The sequence below is a fragment of the Aeromonas sp. ASNIH8 genome (assembly GCF_002919855.1).
GTDB classification, from domain to species: Bacteria; Pseudomonadota; Gammaproteobacteria; order Enterobacterales; family Aeromonadaceae; genus Aeromonas; species Aeromonas caviae.
In genome coordinates, this window is the sequence record NZ_PQLN01000090.1 from 1 (window position 1) to 17,256 (window position 17,256).

Consider the following 17,256-nt stretch of genomic DNA (forward strand, 5'->3'; position numbering starts at 1 on the left):
GCAGTTGTCATAAGCTCGGAGCGAAGCATTTACCAAGGCATCTTGCTGAATACTGCTTCCGGTTTAATCATCGTTTTGACCTCAAGAGTATGTTTGTTGAATTGGGGCATGCAGTCGTGGCAAGCCCGCCGATGCCATATCGGCTCTTGAAGCTGGCTGAGGGTCATGGGTAATCAGGAAGATTTATTTTTTATGTCTTTGACATTTGCATCACTGTCGTGGCAAAAATAATTTAACAGTCAGTAACATAGGTATGTCACTTACTGCTTCTTCCCGCACGAGGATCGGGAAGCTCCCGCACAAACTTAAACCAATGATGGCGATGGATTACTGGGGGCTGTTGACTAGGCTTAAGAGGTAAACAGAACAAAAGTAGTGATCCACTCTTTTTCAGGGCAAGCGACTATAACGAGGGCTAAGTTATGGGCATCTTCGAGCACTATCAACAGCGGTATGAGAAGGCCAGAGAGGAGGAGTACAGCATCCAGGAGTTTCTGGATATGTGCAAACAGGACAAATCCTGCTACGCCTCTGCCGCCGAACGTCTGCTGACCGCCATCGGCGAGCCGGAAATGATCGACACCTCGACCAATCCACGTCTCAGCCGTCTCTTTTCCAACCGCGTCGTCGCGCGTTATCCCGCTTTCAAAGACTTCTATGGCATGGAAGAAGCCATCGAACAGATTGTCTCCTATCTCAAACATTCCGCTCAGGGTCTGGAAGAGAAGAAACAGATCCTCTATCTGCTCGGACCGGTTGGCGGCGGTAAATCCTCGCTGGCAGAGAAACTCAAATCCCTGATGCAAAAAGTGCCCATCTATCGCATCAAGGGCTCACCAGTGAATGATCACCCCTTCTGCCTGTTTGACATCGACGAAGATGGCGAAATCCTCGAGAAGGAGTACGGCATCCCTCGCCGTTATCTGCGCCCCATCATGTCTCCCTGGGTCGCCAAGCGCCTTCACGAGTTTGGCGGCGACATCACCAAGTTCAAGGTGGAGAAGGTGAACCCCTCCATCCTCGATCAGATCGCCATCGCCAAAACCGAACCGGGGGACGACAACAACCAGGACATCTCCTCCTTGGTCGGCAAGGTCGATATCCGCATGCTGGAACACTTCGCCCAGGATGATGCCGATGCTTACTCCTACTCCGGTGCGCTATGCAAGGCAAACCAGGGGATGATGGAGTTCGTCGAGATGTTCAAGGCCCCCATCAAGGTGCTGCACCCGCTGCTGACGGCGACGCAAGAGGGGAACTACAACGGTACCGAAGGGCTCTCCGCCCTCCCCTTCGACGGCATCCTGCTGGCCCACTCCAACGAATCCGAGTGGCAGCAGTTCCGCAACAACAAGAACAACGAAGCCTTCCTCGACCGTGTTTACATCGTCAAGGTGCCCTACTGCCTGCGCGTCTCGGAAGAGGTGAAGATCTATGAAAAACTGCTGTTCAACAGCGAGCTGACCGAGGCCAAATGCGCACCGGGTACTCTGGAGTTGCTGGGCCAGTTCTCGGTGCTGTCGCGGCTCAAGGAGCCGGAAAACTCCAGCCTCTATTCCAAGATGCGAGTCTATGACGGCGAGAGTCTCAAAGACACGGATCCCAAAGCGAAAAGCTATCAGGAGTACCGGGATTATGCGGGGGTTGACGAGGGCATGAACGGCCTTTCCACCCGTTTCGCGTTCAAGATCCTCTCCCGTGTCTTCAACTTCGACCACGCGGAAGTGGCAGCCAACCCGGTGCACCTCTTCTATGTGCTGGAGCAGCAGATAGAGCGCGAGCAGTTCCCGCAAGAGCTGCACGATCGCTATCTGGAGTTCATCAAGGGTTACCTGACTCCGCGCTACGTCGAGTTCATCGGCAAGGAGATCCAGACCGCCTACCTCGAGTCGTATTCAGAGTACGGTCAGAACATCTTCGATCGCTACGTCACCTACGCCGACTTCTGGATCCAGGATCAGGAGTATCGTGACCCAGAAACCGGCCAGCTGTTTGACAGAGCGTCTCTCAACAGCGAGCTGGAGAAAATTGAAAAACCTGCCGGGATCAGCAACCCGAAAGATTTCCGCAACGAAATCGTCAACTTCGTGCTGCGTGCCCGGGCCAACAATGCAGGCCGTAACCCCAACTGGACCAGTTACGAGAAGCTGCGCACCGTGATCGAGAAGAAGATGTTCTCCAACACGGAAGAGCTGCTGCCGGTTATCTCCTTCAACAGCAAAACCTCGGCTGAGGAGCAGAAGAAGCACGATAACTTTGTCGAACGGATGATGGAGAAAGGCTACACACGTAAACAGGTGCGGCTGCTCTCCGAGTGGTATCTCAGGGTACGCAAGTCATCCTGACCCTGCCGTGTTCAAGGGGGAGTTATGGCGCATTTTATCGACCGCAGGCTCAACGGCAAAAACAAAAGCGCTGTCAATCGGCAGCGCTTCATCCGCCGCTACAAGAAGCAGATAAAACAAGCGGTCTCGGATGCTGTCTCCAAGCGCAGCATTCAGGACGTGGACAAGGGTGAGAGCATCAGCATCCCGACCAAGGACATCGGGGAACCCCATTTTCATCAGGGTCATGGCGGCAAACGGGAGATGGTGCATCCAGGCAACGACCAGTTCGTATCTGGTGACAAGATTGACCGGCCCAAAGGGGGTGGCGGCGGCCAAGGGAGTGGCGAGGGCCAGGCTTCGGATCAAGGAGAGGGAGTCGATGATTTCGTCTTCCAGATCTCCAAGGACGAGTACCTGGACTTGCTGTTCGAGGATCTGGAGCTGCCGCGGCTGCAAAAGACCCAGCTCAACCAGCTGATGGAGATGAAGACCTATCGGGCCGGCTACACCTCCAACGGGGTGCCTGCCAACATCAACGTGGTGCGCTCCCTGCAAAATTCGCTGGCGCGGCGCATGGCGCTGCAGGCAGGCAAGAAACGTCAGTTGTGTGAACTGGAGGAGCGCCTGGCCCAGCTGGCTTGCGAGCCCAACGACCATTTCGCCGAAATGGCGCAACTTGAAAAAGAGATCAGGGAGCTGAAACGACGCATCGATGCGGTCCCCTTTATCGACACCTTCGACCTCAAATTCAACAACTTTGTCAAACGGCCCGTCCCCTCGAGCCAGGCGGTGATGTTCTGCCTGATGGACGTCTCCGGTTCCATGGATCAGGCTACCAAGGAGATGGCCAAGCGTTTCTATATCCTGCTTTATCTATTCCTGAGCCGGACTTACAAGAATGTCGAGGTGGTCTACATCCGCCACCACACCCAGGCCAAGGAGGTGGACGAGCACGAGTTCTTCTACTCCCAGGAGACCGGCGGCACCATCGTCTCCAGTGCGCTCAAGATGATGAACGACATCATCAACGAACGTTATCCCGCCAACCAGTGGAACATCTATGCGGCGCAGGCCTCTGATGGTGACAACTGGGCCGATGACTCACCCCAGTGCAGGGAGATCCTGATGCGCGACATCATGCCGCGGGTGCGTTACTACTCCTACATCGAGATCACTACCCGCGCCCACCAGACCCTGTGGCACGAATATGAGGCGGTGGCAGAGCAATACGCCCACTTCGCCATGGAGCACATTCGCAAGGTCGAGGACATTTATCCGGTGTTCCGGGAATTGTTCAAGAAGCAAGCGGCTTGAGGGATCACATATGGTAGAAACCGCAAGAAAGATAGCGCCGCTGGACGATGGTCCTGACTGGAACTTCGATCTGCTGGAGCTTTATCACCAGGAGATAGCCCGGGTCGCCAAATTCTATCGGCTCGACACCTATCCCAACCAGATCGAGGTGATCACTGCAGAGCAGATGATGGATGCCTACTCCAGTGTCGGCATGCCCATCGGTTATCAACACTGGTCATTCGGCAAGCGCTTTATCCACACCGAGCGCAACTACAAGCGCGGCCAAATGGGACTGGCCTACGAGATCGTCATCAACTCGGACCCCTGCATCGCCTATCTGATGGAAGAGAACACCATGCCGATGCAGGCGCTGGTCATGGCCCACGCCTGCTATGGTCACAACTCCTTCTTCAAGAACAACTATCTGTTCAAGGCCTGGACCGATGCCTCCTCCATCATCGACTACCTGTTGTTTGCCAAGAACTACATCACCGAGTGCGAGGAAAAACACGGCATCGATGCGGTGGAGAAACTGCTTGACTCCTGCCATGCCCTGATGAACTTCGGGGTGGATCGTTACAAGCGGCCCCAGAAGATTTCTCTGGCCGAGGAGAAACGGCGCCAGAAGGCGCGGGAAGATTATCTGCAAACCCAGGTCAATGAGCTGTGGCGTACCCTGCCCAAGCAGCACAAGATTGCCGGGGTGGAAGACAGGCGCTATCCTGCCGAGCCTCAGGAGAACATCCTCTATTTCATCGAAAAGAATGCCCCCCTGCTCGAGCCCTGGCAGCGCGAGGTGGTGCGTATCGTGCGCAAGATCAGTCAGTACTTCTACCCGCAGAAGCAGACGCAGGTGATGAACGAGGGCTGGGCCACCTTCTGGCACTACACCATTCTCAACCACCTCTATGACGAGGGAAAAATCAGCGATCGCTTCATGCTGGAGGTACTGCACAGCCACACCAACGTGGTCTATCAGCCCCCCTACAACAGCCGGTATTACTCGGGGATCAACCCCTACGCCCTTGGCTTTGCCATGTTCACGGACCTGCGTCGCATCTGCGAACACCCGACCGAGGAGGACAGATACTGGTTCCCCGATTACGCTGGCACCAACTGGGTCGAGACATTGCATTTCGCCATGCAGAACTTCAAGGACGAAAGCTTCATCAGCCAGTTCCTCAGTCCCAAGGTGATGCGCGACATGAAGCTCTTTGCCATCGATGACGACGATCTGAAGAACTACCTCAAGGTGTCCGCCATTCACAATGAAGAGGGCTACCGACTGGTGCGTAGCACCCTGTCCGCTCAATACAACCTGAGCAACCTGGAGCCCAACATTCAGGTCTACAACGTGGCAGTGAAAGGCGATCGCTCCCTGACCCTGCGCTATGTTCCCCACAACCGCATCCCCCTTGGCGAGTCACGCCACGAGGTGCTCAAGCATCTGCATCAGCTGTGGGGCTTCGATGTGGTGCTGGAGCAGGACAATGGCGAGCTATCCGCAGATATCATCGGCCGTTGTCCGGACCGCAAGAGCATGACCTGACGTCAGTGCCGGGCATAAAAAAACGCGCCATCAGGCGCGTTTTTCTTGGATCAGGGCAATCAGTTGTCACACAGGTTGCTTGGCATGTCCTGACGCAGACGGGTCCAAAGCTTGCCAGACTCGATGCCGTACTGGCGTACCGTCATGAACACGGCTTCGTGATCCTTGGTTTCGGCCAGCTTGCGCAGCGTCTTGTAGTAGGCATCTGCGGTTTCCCGCGCCTGTTTGTCCGAGAAGTAGTAGCGGCCAACCCGGCTGTACAAGCCCTTGAAACCGTTGAGAATCAAGGCATAGATGGGGTTGCCCGAGGCAAATGAAAGCTGGTGATGCAAACGGTAGTCGAAGTCCGCATAGGCCTCGGCCGTGTTCTCCACATCATCGGCACCCCGCAAGATCTCGGCGGCCTGTTCCGGGTTGTTGCGAATGGCGCCACGGATGAAGATGGTGCAGATGTTGGTCCGGGCGGAGAGCAGCTGTGCCACCAGATCCGGCACCTTGTCCTGATCGAGACGTGCCAGTGTCTCCAGAATGTTGAGACCGGAGGTTTCCCAGAAATTGTTGACCTTGGTCGGTTTGCCATGCTGGATGGTGAGCCAGCCATCACGGGCAAGGCGCTGCAACACTTCACGCAAGGTAGTGCGAGTCACGCCGATCAATTCGGACAGCTCGCGCTCCGCCGGCAGAATGGATCCAGGAGGAAAGCGATTGTTCCAGATGGACTCGATGATGTATTCCTCGGCAAACCCGGCAGGGCTTTGCGCTTTAATGACCATGTAATGACTCTGTTGTAGTGCGTAAAAAGGCCCCCGAATAATAGCAAAGCCGGTCATGCTGGCAAGCAGAAGGTCGGTCCTCTGCTCACATTACCCCGATCTTTTTGTTAAAAATATGTATACAGCAACAAGTGGGGAGTCAACCAACACCAAATGATGGGGATATAAGCGTTTGCTCGCTGGGCAAGTTCGGCGAGCTTATTTATAGTTATCGCTCCCTTGATTAAAATCATGTGCAATCAATCTGATACAGGTGAATATCCGGATGTTCGGCTCGGGTCGGGCTCGACTGCATAGACGCAGATATCAACAACAGAACAGAGAACCATCATTATGCCAATCAGCCTAGGGCGCGCGTTTACAAAGAACTTTTTGGGCAATGCTCCGCGATGGTACAAAATTGCCATCGTTCTATTCCTGCTGATCAACCCGGTCATTTTCTACGTTGATCCCTTCCTGGCCGGCTGGCTGCTGGTTGTCGAGTTCATTTTCACCCTGGCCATGGCCCTCAAGTGCTATCCGCTGCAACCGGGCGGACTCCTGGCCATCGAAGCCGTGCTCATCGGCATGACCTCCGCCAACCAGATAAAGCATGAGCTGGTGGCCAATATCGAAGTGCTTCTGCTGCTGGTCTTCATGGTGGCCGGCATCTACTTCATGAAGCAGTTGCTGCTCTACGTCTTTACCAAGATGCTGGTGCGCATCCACTCCAAAACGTTGCTTTCTCTCGCCTTCTGCCTGGTGTCTGCCTTCCTCTCCGCGTTCCTTGATGCCCTGACCGTGATCGCCGTGGTCATCAGCGTCGCCACCGGCTTCTACGCCATCTACCACAAGGTGGCCTCCCGGGATGAGTCCGGCAATCTGCATCATGATGACGAAGAGATTGACGAGCTCTCCCGCCAGCATCTGAACGAGTTTCGTGCTTTCCTGCGCAGCCTGATGATGCACGCCGCCATCGGTACCGCCCTGGGGGGCGTCTGCACCCTGGTCGGCGAACCCCAGAACCTCATCATCGGTGAACAGGCCGGGTGGCACTTCGGTGAATTTGCCATTCGCATGGCACCAGTCACCATTCCGGTCTTCATCTGCGGCCTGCTGACCTGCATCCTGGTCGAAAAATTCCGCTGGTTCGGTTATGGCGCCCGCTTGCCCGAGCCCGTGCGTCACATCATGGAATCCTACGAGCGCGACGAAGACGCACAACGTACCCCGCAGGACAAGGCCAAGCTGATCGTCCAGGCGCTGATTGCCACCTGGCTTATCACGGGTCTTGCCCTCCATCTGGCTGCAGTTGGGCTGATCGGCCTGACGGTCATCGTGCTCGCGACGGCGTTCACCGGCGTGACTGAAGAACACGCGCTTGGCAAGGCATTCCAGGAGGCTTTGCCATTCACCGCCCTGCTCACCGTCTTTTTCAGCGTGGTGGCGGTCATCATCGATCAACAGCTGTTCAAGCCGGTGATCCAGTGGGTACTGGCGGCCAAGCCGGAGGATCAGCTTGCCCTCTTCTACCTAGCAAACGGTCTGCTCTCCATGGTCAGTGACAACGTCTTCGTCGGCACCGTCTACATCAACGAGGTGAAGACCGCCCTGATCAACGGCGCCATCAACCGGGAGCATTTTGATCTGCTGGCCGTGGCCATCAACACGGGCACCAACCTGCCGTCGGTCGCCACCCCCAATGGCCAGGCCGCATTCCTGTTCATGCTCACCTCGGCCCTCGCTCCCCTGCTGCGCCTCTCTTATGGCCGTATGGTCTGGATGGCGCTGCCCTATACCCTGGTGCTGGGGCTTGTCGGCTTTTTCTCCGTGGAACTGCTCCTCGGTCCTGCAACCGAATGGTTCTATCAGGCAGGGTGGTTGCTGGATCATGGGGCACTGCCACTGCCCACCCCGTCCACACACTGATCATGAAAGGGGCTGTTCGGCCCCTTTCTTTTCAGATGGGACTCTGCTCTAATTCAGCCACTATTTTTCTCTGAGAGATCAATCATATGATCGAGTATCTTCGCCGCATTGCCAGTCATCGTCTGGCCTGGGGATTGCTGGCAGCCTCCGCTTTCGCGCTGGAACTCTGCGCCCTCTTCTTCCAGCACGTGTTGGGTTTGCACCCTTGCGTGATGTGCATTTATGAACGTATCGCCCTCCTCGGCGTACTCACGGCCGGCCTCCTCGGCATGGTCGCGCCAGAGCGCTGGTACCTGCGCTGGAGTGCCATGCTCCTGTGGGGTTACAGCGCCTTCTGGGGCCTGAAACTGGCGCTCAAGCATGTGGATTACCAGATGAACCCCTCCCCCTTCAACGTATGCGAGGGATTTGTTGACTTCCCTGCCTGGGCACCACTGGATAAGTGGGTTCCCTGGATGTTCTACCCGGACGGCGACTGCAGCGAGATCAGCTGGCAGTTCCTCGGTTTCTCCATGCCGCAGTGGCTCGTGGTCATCTTTGCCGCCTATCTGCTGGTGTTCGTCATCGTGGCTGCTGGCAACCTGATAAAAGGGCGCTGCTGCAACTAGTTCGTCACTCGACCCTAAGAAGGGAGCCCATGGCTCCCTTTTTATTTCCTCTTTATCGCCTCACGACCCCATGCCCAGAGGGCCGGATCTCCTTCTCCCTGTTCTGCCAATGAAGTGGCTGCCTGCGGGTGTGCATCATCGTAACAGGCCACAAGCGGGTCAAAGGGCGCAGCAGCGACCTGCCACTCGGCCTACCAACAAGAAGGGAGCCATCGGCTCCCTTCTTTCATGTCGTGCACGGCGATGTCACGCGCCTTCGGAGGTAGCCTTGCTGGCACTTCTCCTGGCCTTCACCATGCCGATCACCATGGGCAACAAGGAGACCGCGATGATGCCGAAGATGAGCAGGGTAAAGTTGTGGCGCACTACCGGCAGATTGCCAAAGAAGTGGCCGGCATAGACGAAGGAGAGCACCCACAAGAGCCCCCCCACCAGGTTGAACGCCAGGAAGCGGGGATAGGTCATGGCCCCCATGCCCGCCACGAAGGGGGCGAAGGTGCGCACTATGGGCAGGAAGCGGGTGATGATGATGGTCTTGCCGCCATGCTTGGCATAGAAGGCATGGGTCTTGACCAGATAGTCCCGGCGAAAGATTTTGGAATCGGGGTTGCGAAACAGCTGCTCACCGAAGAAGTGGCCTATGGTGTAGTTCACCACGTTGCCGAGCACCGCGGCGATGATCAGCACGGCGGCTAGGGTGTGCACGTCCAACACGCTGCCCACGGTGAGGGCACCTGCAGCAAACAACAGGGAGTCCCCCGGCAGGAAGGGAGTCACCACCAGCCCGGTTTCACAGAAGATGATGAGAAACAGGATGGCGTATACCCAGACGCCATAGTTCTCGAACAGCTCTTTCAGATGCACGTCAACGTGCAGAATAAAGTCGATGGCAAAGAGGATCAGATCCATTTTTTGGTACCCATGAAGTGAACGGCGTGGAGTCTACGCCAATGAGACCTGGCTCACAATCTCCCCATGGTCCCCTTTTTCGAATCCCATGAAGGGAGTCATTCAGTCCCCCCTTCTTTTCCCCTCTCCCTGAACGTAGGCTTCTGCTCACTCGGCCTTGTCCAGAGCGGCCAGCACCTCGCCGGGCAAGCATTTCTCCCAGCCCCACAAGAGGAGCAGCAACAAGGTAGCGTCGTCGAGCCAGCCAAGGAGAGGCACCACATCGGGGACAACGTCCACCGGGCTGATGCCATAGAGCAGAATAAGGATCACCAGCCCCTTCGCCCACCAGGGCGTGCCTGGGTGGCGAAAGCCTTGATAGAGGCGGCGCAAACGCCGCCAGATGAGCCAGCGTCTGGTGCTCATGACTCGATCAGCTCGCCGCGCAGCCGCTGGATCTGATCCCGCAGCGCCGCCGCCTGTTCGAACTCCAGATCCCGCGCATGCTGGAACATCTGCTCTTCCATCCGCTTGATCTCCTTGCTGATCTCGCTGGCAGAGCGGGCATGGTACTCCCCTTGCGGTTCGGCAGCCTTGCGACTCCCCTTGCCCGCCTTGCCCGCCGTGCGGCTGCCCCCCATGTCCATCACATCGCCGATGGCCTTGTTGAGCCCCTTCGGCACGATGCCGTGTTCCAGGTTGTGGGCGTGTTGCAGGGCGCGGCGCCGCTCGGTCTCTTCGATCGCCACCTTCATGGAGTTGGTGATGGTATCCCCGTAAAGGATCACCTTGCCGTTGAGGTTACGTGCCGCCCGGCCGATGGTCTGAATGAGGGAGCGGGTGGAGCGCAGGAAGCCCTCTTTATCCGCATCCAGAATGGCCACCAGGGAGACTTCCGGCATGTCGAGGCCTTCGCGCAGCAGGTTGATGCCCACCAGGACATCGAACTTGCCAAGGCGCAGGTCGCGGATGATTTCCACCCGCTCCACGGTATCAATGTCCGAGTGCAGATAGCGCACCCGTACCTCGTGATCTGCCAGGTATTCGGTCAAGTCCTCCGCCATCCGCTTGGTCAGTGTCGTGACCAGCACCCGCTCCTCCACGGCGACCCGCTTGCGGATCTCGGAGAGCAGGTCGTCCACCTGGGTGGTGACCGGACGCACCTCGATCTCGGGGTCCAGCAGGCCGGTGGGACGCACCACCTGTTGCACCACGTCACCGCCGGACTTCTCCAGCTCGTAGGGACCCGGGGTCGCCGAGACGAACACCGTCTGGGGCATCAGCGCCTCGAACTCGTCGAACTTGAGGGGCCGGTTGTCCAGCGCCGAGGGAAGCCGGAAGCCGTACTCCACCAGGGTCTCCTTGCGGGATCTGTCCCCTTTGAACATGGCGCCGATCTGCGGCACCGTGACGTGGGATTCGTCGATGATGAGCAGGCCGTCCCCCGGCAGGTAGTCAAACAGGGTGGGTGGCGGCTCACCCGGCGCGCGACCGGAGAGGTAGCGGCTGTAGTTCTCGATACCGGAGCAGTAGCCCAGCTCCTGCATCATCTCCATGTCGAACTGGGTGCGCTGGCTGATGCGCTGCTCCTCCACCAGCTTGTTGAGGCTCATCAACTGCTCACGCCGCCCCTTGAGCTCCTCCTTGATGTGCTCGATGGCACCCAGAATGGTCTCCCGCGGGGTGGCGTAGTGGGTCTTGGGGTAGATGGTGTAACGCACCACCGTCTGCTCGATGGCGCCGGTCAAGGGATCGAACAGGGAGAGGCGTTCTACCTCTTCATCAAACAGCTCCACCCGCAGGGCCAGCTTGTCCGATTCGGCGGGGTAGATGTCGATCACCTCCCCCCGCACCCGGAAGGTGCCGCGCTGGAAGGCCATGTCGTTGCGGGTGTACTGCAGTTCGGCGAGGCGGCGCAGGATATCCCGCTGATTGATCACGTCCCCCACTTTGAGGTGCAGCATCATGCTGAGGTAGGCCTGGGGATCCCCCAGACCATAGATGGCCGATACCGAGGCGACGATCACCACGTCGCGCCGCTCCAGCAGCGCCTTGGTGGCTGACAGCCGCATCTGCTCAATGTGATCGTTGATGGAGGCATCCTTCTCGATGAAGGTGTCCGTGGTCGGCACATAGGCTTCGGGCTGGTAGTAATCGTAATAAGAGACGAAATACTCCACCGCGTTGTCGGGGAAGAACTCCTTCATCTCCCCATAGAGCTGGGCCGCCAGGGTCTTGTTGGGGGCCAGGATCATGGTGGGACGATTAAGAGTCGCGATGACGTTGGCCATGGTAAAGGTCTTGCCCGAACCGGTCACCCCGAGCAGGGTCTGGTGGGCCAGTCCCGACTCGATGCCATCGAGCAGCTGGGCGATGGCCCTCGGCTGATCCCCGGCGGGTTGAAACTGGCTGGCCAACTGGAATAACTTGCTCATGACGACTCCCGGCAAAAAACGGCAAGGGTGCAGTGTACCCCGAGTTGAAGGAGCTGGGTATCCGCTCACCCTCCCTGATGGCTATTGACCCCGAAATACGACCTCTGTATGATGCACCTCCTTGCCTGATGTTCCCCCGTAGTTCAGTCGGTAGAACGGCGGACTGTTAATCCGTATGTCACTGGTTCAAGTCCAGTCGGGGGAGCCAATTCCTCACCATCTCGGTGCAAGTTATCCACTTTAGTGCTTTCCTCTTCCAATTTTAATGCACAAGCCCTCCCCTGCGGCCTGACTCCCTTTTGATCTCCCGTTACTGACCAGCAGCGTTTTGTTCTGCTGCGTATAACTATTTGATTTTTATAGAAACAATTTATTGCAGGTATTTTTTGAACAGTCCTTGCAGCCCAGTATTGGCGCGGCTTTCAGCCTGATCGCCAAGTTTCATAAACAGGGTTATCCACAGTTTCTGTGGGTAACTTGACCAAAGCCACGGTTCATCTGGGCTGGCAGCCATTGTCCCCGGTTTGCGATGGCTGCCCCCGCTCTTCCCCATTTTCTGCTGTTTTTCCCTTCCCCCCTAAATGGGATGAATCGACTCGCGGTGCTGCCTGTGGGGGATTTTTTTCGCTATGCCGCGTCCTGCGGGTCAGACCTCGCCGGATGAGTCATGAGTCTCTTTTGTTACCCTTCAATTTCCTCAGTGGAAAATGCTGAAAAACATGCCCGTTTGCTCCCCATGCAGCAAGTAATAAATTGTCCACAGGAGCGTCATCCCCTCTCTGCTCAACAGCATATTTCACTCATTGACAGCGGGCCTTGCAGCGTAAAATAGAGGTGTTTTCCCCAGCCCCCCCCTCGCATCCCTATCTTCATCGAAGAGACCAGCACTTAACTGGCTGTTAATCCGCTTTGGCGCTTCTTTCTTGATACAGGATCCGGCACAATATCGGCCTCACTTTTATCCTCGGTTTTTCCGGGCATGACCATAGATTTCGTGACACTGCTACATCAAAGCGACTCCCTGCTGCTGTTCGTGGTACTAGCCTTCGGGCTGCTGCTGGGCAAGGTACGCATCGGCAACTTCCAGATAGGCAACACCATAGGCGTGCTCTTCACCGCCCTGCTGTTTGGCCAGATGGGATTCCAGTTTTCCACCTCCACTGAAAACGTCGGCTTCATGCTGTTCATCTTCTGTGTGGGAATTGAAGCGGGGCCGCACTTTTTCAGCGTCTTCCTTCGCGACGGCATCCACTACATCACCCTGACCCTGGTGATCCTGCTGTCGGCCCTGCTGCTGACCGTGGGGCTCGCCAAGTTCTTTAATCTGGGGCCCGGCATGGCCGCCGGCATTCTGGCAGGTTCCCTCACCTCCACGCCGGCCCTGGTGGGGGCGCAGGACGCCCTGCGAAGCGGATTGCTCAACCTGCCCCACCAGACCGACATGCAGTCGGTGCTGGACAACATGGGCATCGGCTACGCCCTGACCTACCTGGTGGGGCTGGTGGGGCTGATGCTGGTGGTGCGCTACCTCCCCTCCCTGGCCAGGCTGGATCTCAATACCGAAGCGCAGAAGATTGCGCGCGAGCGGGGGCTGTCCGACAGCGAGAGCCGCAAGACCTATCTGCCCATCATCCGCGCCTATCGGGTCGGCCCAGAGCTCGCCGCCTGGATCGGGGGGCGTACCCTGCGGGAGACCGGCATCTATCCCCACACCGGCTGCTATGTGGAGCGCATTCGCCGCAACGGCATCCTGGCGAGCCCCGACGGTGATGCCGTCATTCAGGAAGGGGACGAGATAGCTCTGGTGGGCTACCCCGAGAGCCACGAGAAGCTCGACGTCAACTACCGCAACGGCAAAGAGGTGTTCGATCGCAACCTGCTTGACCTCCAGATCGTCACCGAAGAGATCGTGGTGAAGAACGATGCCGTGGTGGGTCGCCACCTGGTGGAGCTCAACCTCACCGAGAAGGGGTGCTTCCTGAACCGGGTGGTGCGCTCCCAGATCGAGATGCCGTTCGATCGCAATATCATGCTGCAAAAGGGTGACGTGCTGCAGATCAGCGGCGAGAAGCAGCGGGTCAAGCTGCTGGCCAACAAGATCGGCTTCATCAGCATCCACAGCCAGACCACGGATCTGGTGGCCTTTGCCACCTTCTTCGTGCTGGGGCTGCTCATCGGCTCCGTCTCCCTGGTGTTCGGCCAGATAGAGTTCGGCCTCGGCAATGCCGTCGGCCTGCTGCTGGCGGGGATCCTGATGGGCTACCTGCGGGCCAACCACCCCACGGTGGGCTATGTGCCGCCGGGGGCCCTGCGCCTTGCCAAGGATCTCGGGCTCGCTGTCTTCATGGTGAGTACCGGCCTCAAGGCGGGGGGCGGCATCCTTGATCACCTGAGCGAAGTGGGGATGGTGGTGCTCTTCTCCGGCATGCTGGTGACCACCTTGCCGGTGCTGGTAGGCTACCTGTTCGGTGTCTGGGTGCTCAAAATGAACCCAGCCCTGCTGCTCGGCGCCATCACGGGCGCACGTACCTGCGCCCCGGCCATGGACGTGGTGAACGAAGCGGCCAACAGCTCCATCCCGGCGCTCGGCTATGCCGGCACCTATGCGGTGGCCAACGTCATGCTGACCCTGGCGGGCTCCTTCATCATCGGCTTCTGGTTCTAGCCAAACGGGCCCGCAACACGCAGAAAAAGAGGAGCCTCGGGGCTCCTTTTTTCATGGGCGGGCACTCCTGGATGGAATAGTGGAAATCGTGCTATGGGGCCATCTCTATCAAACCCAATAAGCTAAATCACCCACAAGGCGCCACTTACACTCAATAAAACGAGCGAGGTGTAAGTGATGAAACGCGCATGGATGGTCGTGATCTGGTGGTTCTGCTCCCTGACGCCAGCCTGGGGGGCCGAATCCGGCAAGCAGGTGGCCCCCGAGGCAGAGACGGAGAAAAGCGCCCTGAGCTTTGAGGGGGACGAGCTTGCCAGACCCAGGCTGGGAGATCTCGACGTCATGCTGGAGCAGCGCACCATCCGAGTGCTCACCACCTACAACAAGACGGGGTTCTTCATCACCAAGGGCGTGCAGCGGGGCGTCACCTACGATGCCTTCATGTAGGTGGAAAAGCGTCTCAACGAACAGTTGCGCAAGCAAAAGGCGATCAAGCGCCACCTCAAGGTGCACTTCGTCTTCATTCCCGTGGCCCGGGAAGCGCTGCTGAGCTCCCTCATCGAGGGCAAAGGCGACATCGCCGCCGCCAATCTCACCATCACGGACAAGCGCAAGAAGCAGGGTATCGCCTTCACCGATCCCCTGCTTGAAAACGTGCGGGAGCTGCTCGTCTCCGGCCCCCTCTCCCCCAAGGTGGAAAGCGCCGCCGATCTCGGGGGCCAGCGCGTCTTCGTGCGCCCCTCCTCCAGCTACTACGAGTAGCCTCATGGCCTACAACCAGGCCCGCAAGTCGGCGGGAGAGCCCCTCATCGACCTCCAACCCGCCTCGGAGGTACTCGAAGATGAAGATCTGGTGGAGATGGTGAACGCAGGCCTGCTCCCCTTCATCGTCATGGACGAGCACAAGGCCCGCTTCTGGCAAAAGATTTTCCCCGGAATCACCATTCACGACGCCCCCGTGTTCCGGGAAGGGGGCGTCATCGCCTGGGCGGTGCGCAAGGAGAGCCCCCAGTTGCTCGCCATGCTCAACGAGCAGATCAAGGCGCTGCGCGGCAAGGCGACGGGGGATGAGATCCTGGCCCGTTATCTCAAGCAGAACAAGTTCGTCAAAAGCGCCGCCGCCGAGGCGGAGCGCAAGAAATTCCTGCAGGTGGTCGAGCTGTTCCGTGAATATGGCGAACGCTATGACATGGACTGGCTGCTGATGGCGGCCCAGGGCTACCAGGAGTCCGCCCTCAACCATCATGCCCGTAGCCATGTGGGCGCCATCGGCATCATGCAGATCATGCCCGCCACCGGCAAGGGGCTGAAGGTCGGCGACATCCGCCAGCTCGAGCCCAATATTCACAGGGGCGTCAAATACATGCGCTGGATGATCGATCACTACTATGCGGACGAGCCCATGACCGCCCTCGACAAGGCCCTCTTCTCGTTCGCCTCCTACAATGCCGGCCCCGCCCGGGTAGCCAGGCTCCGTGCCGAGGCCAGGAAACGGGGGCTGGATCCCAACGTCTGGTTCCACAATGTCGAGTACGTGGCGGCAGAGAAAATCGGCCCCGAGACGGTCACCTATGTGGGCAACATCTACAAGTACTACATCGCCTACAAGCTGGTGTTGACATCCTCCCCCACCTTAGCGCTTCGCGTCACAGGAGGGGGATTCCCATTACTGGGTGATAGCTGCTCGCGCAGTACCGGGTTCCTGCTTCATCGGGCGGCCTGATTGCACCGCGCCTCCACAGGCTAAAACGGCGTGTCCCGCCGCTAAAATATTGCGAGCGCCGTTCACATCGGCGTTCGCCTCATAACCACACGCAGCGCATTTAAACTGGCTTTGCGTCTGGCGGTTATCCTTCGCAGTATGCCCACAACAGGCGCACTGCTGGCTCGTGTAGGCCGGGTTTATCGCCAACACCTGACCACCTCGCCATGCCTGCTTGTATTCGAGCTGGCGGCGCAGCTCAAACCAGCCCTGATCTAATATCGAACGATTCAGCCCTGATTTTGCCCGGACGTTGCGCCCCGGCTGACTGGTCGTGCCCGCTGCTGATTTTGACATGCTGGCAACCTTCAAATCCTCAATGACGATCATCGCGTGGTTTTTGCTGATAGTCGTTGTGACCTTGTGAAGGTAATCGCGGCGGGTGTTGGCGATATGTGAGTGCAGCCGCTGGATCTTGGCTTTTTGTTTCTTCCAGTTGCTGCTGAACTTTACCTTTTTGCTCAACTGGCGTTGGAGCCTTGCCAGCTTGGTCTGATTGGTTTTGAAGCTGTTGACGGGCTCAAACACCGTGCCATCTGACAGGGTTGCGAGCTTGGCGATCCCCGCATCCAGCCCGACCATTGAGCCGGAGGGGTGAATTGGCTCAAGCGTCTCCTGCTCGACCTGAAAGGAGATATACCAGTGCCCGGCTGCTTGGCTGACGGTCGCGTTTTTAATTTTTCCTTCAACTGGCTGGGACTGGCGAAACTTGACCCACGCCAGCCCGGCAGGAAGCTTCACGCGACCTTTTTCAAGGCGGCAATACTTGTCAAAGTTGACGAAGCGGATTGAGTCGCGGTTGTCGCTTTTCTTCTTGAAAACGGGAGCCTTGGCGGCGAGTTTTTTATCAAAGCAGCGCATCCACGCGCCGTGCAAGTCTTTGAGTTTCTGCTGGAGGTTGTCGGTATATGCCTCGGTCAGAAAGGCCATTTCTGGGTCTTTCTTCCAACTGGTGAGCATCCGGTTCAGCTCAAAGGCAGAAGGTAGTTTTTCGCCAGCATCCAGAATGCGCTTTGTCTCTGCCAGCCCGTGATTCCAGACATAA

11 protein-coding genes, 1 tRNA gene and 2 pseudogenes are annotated in these 17,256 nt (G+C 57.7%); 9 read left to right on the plus strand and 5 right to left on the minus strand.

The window, feature by feature from the left end:
- The 4 genes and pseudogenes from C3418_RS18725 to C3418_RS18740 form a co-directional block, all read left to right on the plus strand.
- A pseudogene (locus tag C3418_RS18725) lies at nucleotides 1–173 on the plus strand (IS1595 family transposase); the annotation flags it as partial.
- A 249-nt stretch (nucleotides 174–422) separates the two neighbouring features.
- On the plus strand, nucleotides 423–2,345 hold the full coding sequence (locus tag C3418_RS18730; protein WP_010674903.1) for a PrkA family serine protein kinase: 1,923 nt from the start codon (nucleotides 423–425) through the stop codon (nucleotides 2,343–2,345).
- Nucleotides 2,346–2,369: 24 nt separating this feature from the next.
- Nucleotides 2,370–3,641 (plus strand): YeaH/YhbH family protein, encoded by a 1,272-nt coding sequence (locus C3418_RS18735; protein ID WP_052815757.1) that lies wholly within the window; start codon nucleotides 2,370–2,372, stop codon nucleotides 3,639–3,641.
- A 10-nt stretch (nucleotides 3,642–3,651) separates the two neighbouring features.
- Entirely contained in the window at nucleotides 3,652–5,172 is a 1,521-nt protein-coding gene (locus C3418_RS18740; RefSeq protein ID WP_039040868.1) for a SpoVR family protein, read from the plus strand.
- Between the two features lie 59 nt (nucleotides 5,173–5,231).
- Here C3418_RS18740 and fadR read toward each other — a convergent pair whose 3' ends face one another.
- Nucleotides 5,232–5,945, minus strand: a complete 714-nt coding sequence (gene fadR / locus C3418_RS18745) for a fatty acid metabolism transcriptional regulator FadR (protein ID WP_010674906.1) — start codon at nucleotides 5,943–5,945, stop codon at nucleotides 5,232–5,234.
- A 333-nt stretch (nucleotides 5,946–6,278) separates the two neighbouring features.
- On the opposite strand from fadR, the gene nhaB reads away from it, so the two are divergent.
- Both nhaB and dsbB read left to right on the plus strand, forming a co-directional pair.
- On the plus strand, nucleotides 6,279–7,853 hold the full coding sequence (nhaB, locus tag C3418_RS18750) for a Na(+)/H(+) antiporter NhaB (RefSeq protein WP_052814370.1): 1,575 nt from the start codon (nucleotides 6,279–6,281) through the stop codon (nucleotides 7,851–7,853).
- A gap of 86 nt (nucleotides 7,854–7,939) precedes the next feature.
- Nucleotides 7,940–8,461, plus strand: coding sequence for a disulfide bond formation protein DsbB (dsbB, locus tag C3418_RS18755; protein ID WP_010674908.1), 522 nt, complete (start codon nucleotides 7,940–7,942; stop codon nucleotides 8,459–8,461).
- Between the two features lie 246 nt (nucleotides 8,462–8,707).
- On the opposite strand, the gene C3418_RS18760 is transcribed toward dsbB, so the two are convergent.
- The 3 genes from C3418_RS18760 to uvrB all read right to left on the minus strand — a co-directional run bounded on the left by C3418_RS18760 (nucleotide 8,708) and on the right by uvrB (nucleotide 11,784).
- Entirely contained in the window at nucleotides 8,708–9,370 is a 663-nt protein-coding gene (locus C3418_RS18760; protein WP_010674909.1) for a DedA family protein, read from the minus strand.
- Nucleotides 9,371–9,517: 147 nt separating this feature from the next.
- On the minus strand, nucleotides 9,518–9,775 hold the full coding sequence (locus C3418_RS18765) for a DUF1232 domain-containing protein (protein WP_041215068.1): 258 nt from the start codon (nucleotides 9,773–9,775) through the stop codon (nucleotides 9,518–9,520).
- Nucleotides 9,772–11,784, minus strand: a complete 2,013-nt coding sequence (gene uvrB, locus C3418_RS18770; RefSeq protein ID WP_103859057.1) for an excinuclease ABC subunit UvrB — start codon at nucleotides 11,782–11,784, stop codon at nucleotides 9,772–9,774. The genes C3418_RS18765 and uvrB overlap by 4 nt, the downstream gene beginning before the upstream one ends.
- 132 nt (nucleotides 11,785–11,916) lie before the next feature.
- Here uvrB and C3418_RS18775 point away from each other — a divergent pair.
- From C3418_RS18775 to C3418_RS18790, 3 genes and pseudogenes are all read left to right on the plus strand, one after another.
- Nucleotides 11,917–11,992, plus strand: a tRNA-Asn gene (locus C3418_RS18775).
- Between the two features lie 771 nt (nucleotides 11,993–12,763).
- Nucleotides 12,764–14,449, plus strand: coding sequence for an aspartate:alanine antiporter (locus C3418_RS18785; RefSeq protein ID WP_029314601.1), 1,686 nt, complete (start codon nucleotides 12,764–12,766; stop codon nucleotides 14,447–14,449).
- Between the two features lie 177 nt (nucleotides 14,450–14,626).
- Nucleotides 14,627–16,172, plus strand: a pseudogene (locus C3418_RS18790) (transglycosylase SLT domain-containing protein).
- Here the strand turns inward: C3418_RS18790 and C3418_RS18795 are convergent.
- Nucleotides 16,116–17,256, minus strand: a 1,141-nt coding sequence (locus C3418_RS18795; RefSeq protein WP_146054128.1) for an RNA-guided endonuclease TnpB family protein, incomplete at its 5' end; no start/stop codon positions are given. The pseudogene C3418_RS18790 and the gene C3418_RS18795 overlap by 57 nt on opposite strands.

What these genes read in the sequence shown, in the direction of transcription:
- C3418_RS18730 (WP_010674903.1), top strand. Translation starts at nt 423, where the DNA reads ATGGGCATCTTCGAGCACTATCAACAGCGGTATGAGAAGGCCAGAGAG.
- C3418_RS18735 (WP_052815757.1), top strand. Translation starts at nt 2,370, where the DNA reads ATGGCGCATTTTATCGACCGCAGGCTCAACGGCAAAAACAAAAGCGCT.
- C3418_RS18740 (WP_039040868.1), top strand. Translation starts at nt 3,652, where the DNA reads ATGGTAGAAACCGCAAGAAAGATAGCGCCGCTGGACGATGGTCCTGAC.
- fadR (WP_010674906.1), bottom strand. Translation starts at nt 5,945, where the DNA reads ATGGTCATTAAAGCGCAAAGCCCTGCCGGGTTTGCCGAGGAATACATC.
- nhaB (WP_052814370.1), top strand. Translation starts at nt 6,279, where the DNA reads ATGCCAATCAGCCTAGGGCGCGCGTTTACAAAGAACTTTTTGGGCAAT.
- dsbB (WP_010674908.1), top strand. Translation starts at nt 7,940, where the DNA reads ATGATCGAGTATCTTCGCCGCATTGCCAGTCATCGTCTGGCCTGGGGA.
- C3418_RS18760 (WP_010674909.1), bottom strand. Translation starts at nt 9,370, where the DNA reads ATGGATCTGATCCTCTTTGCCATCGACTTTATTCTGCACGTTGACGTG.
- C3418_RS18765 (WP_041215068.1), bottom strand. Translation starts at nt 9,775, where the DNA reads ATGAGCACCAGACGCTGGCTCATCTGGCGGCGTTTGCGCCGCCTCTAT.
- uvrB (WP_103859057.1), bottom strand. Translation starts at nt 11,784, where the DNA reads ATGAGCAAGTTATTCCAGTTGGCCAGCCAGTTTCAACCCGCCGGGGAT.
- C3418_RS18785 (WP_029314601.1), top strand. Translation starts at nt 12,764, where the DNA reads ATGACCATAGATTTCGTGACACTGCTACATCAAAGCGACTCCCTGCTG.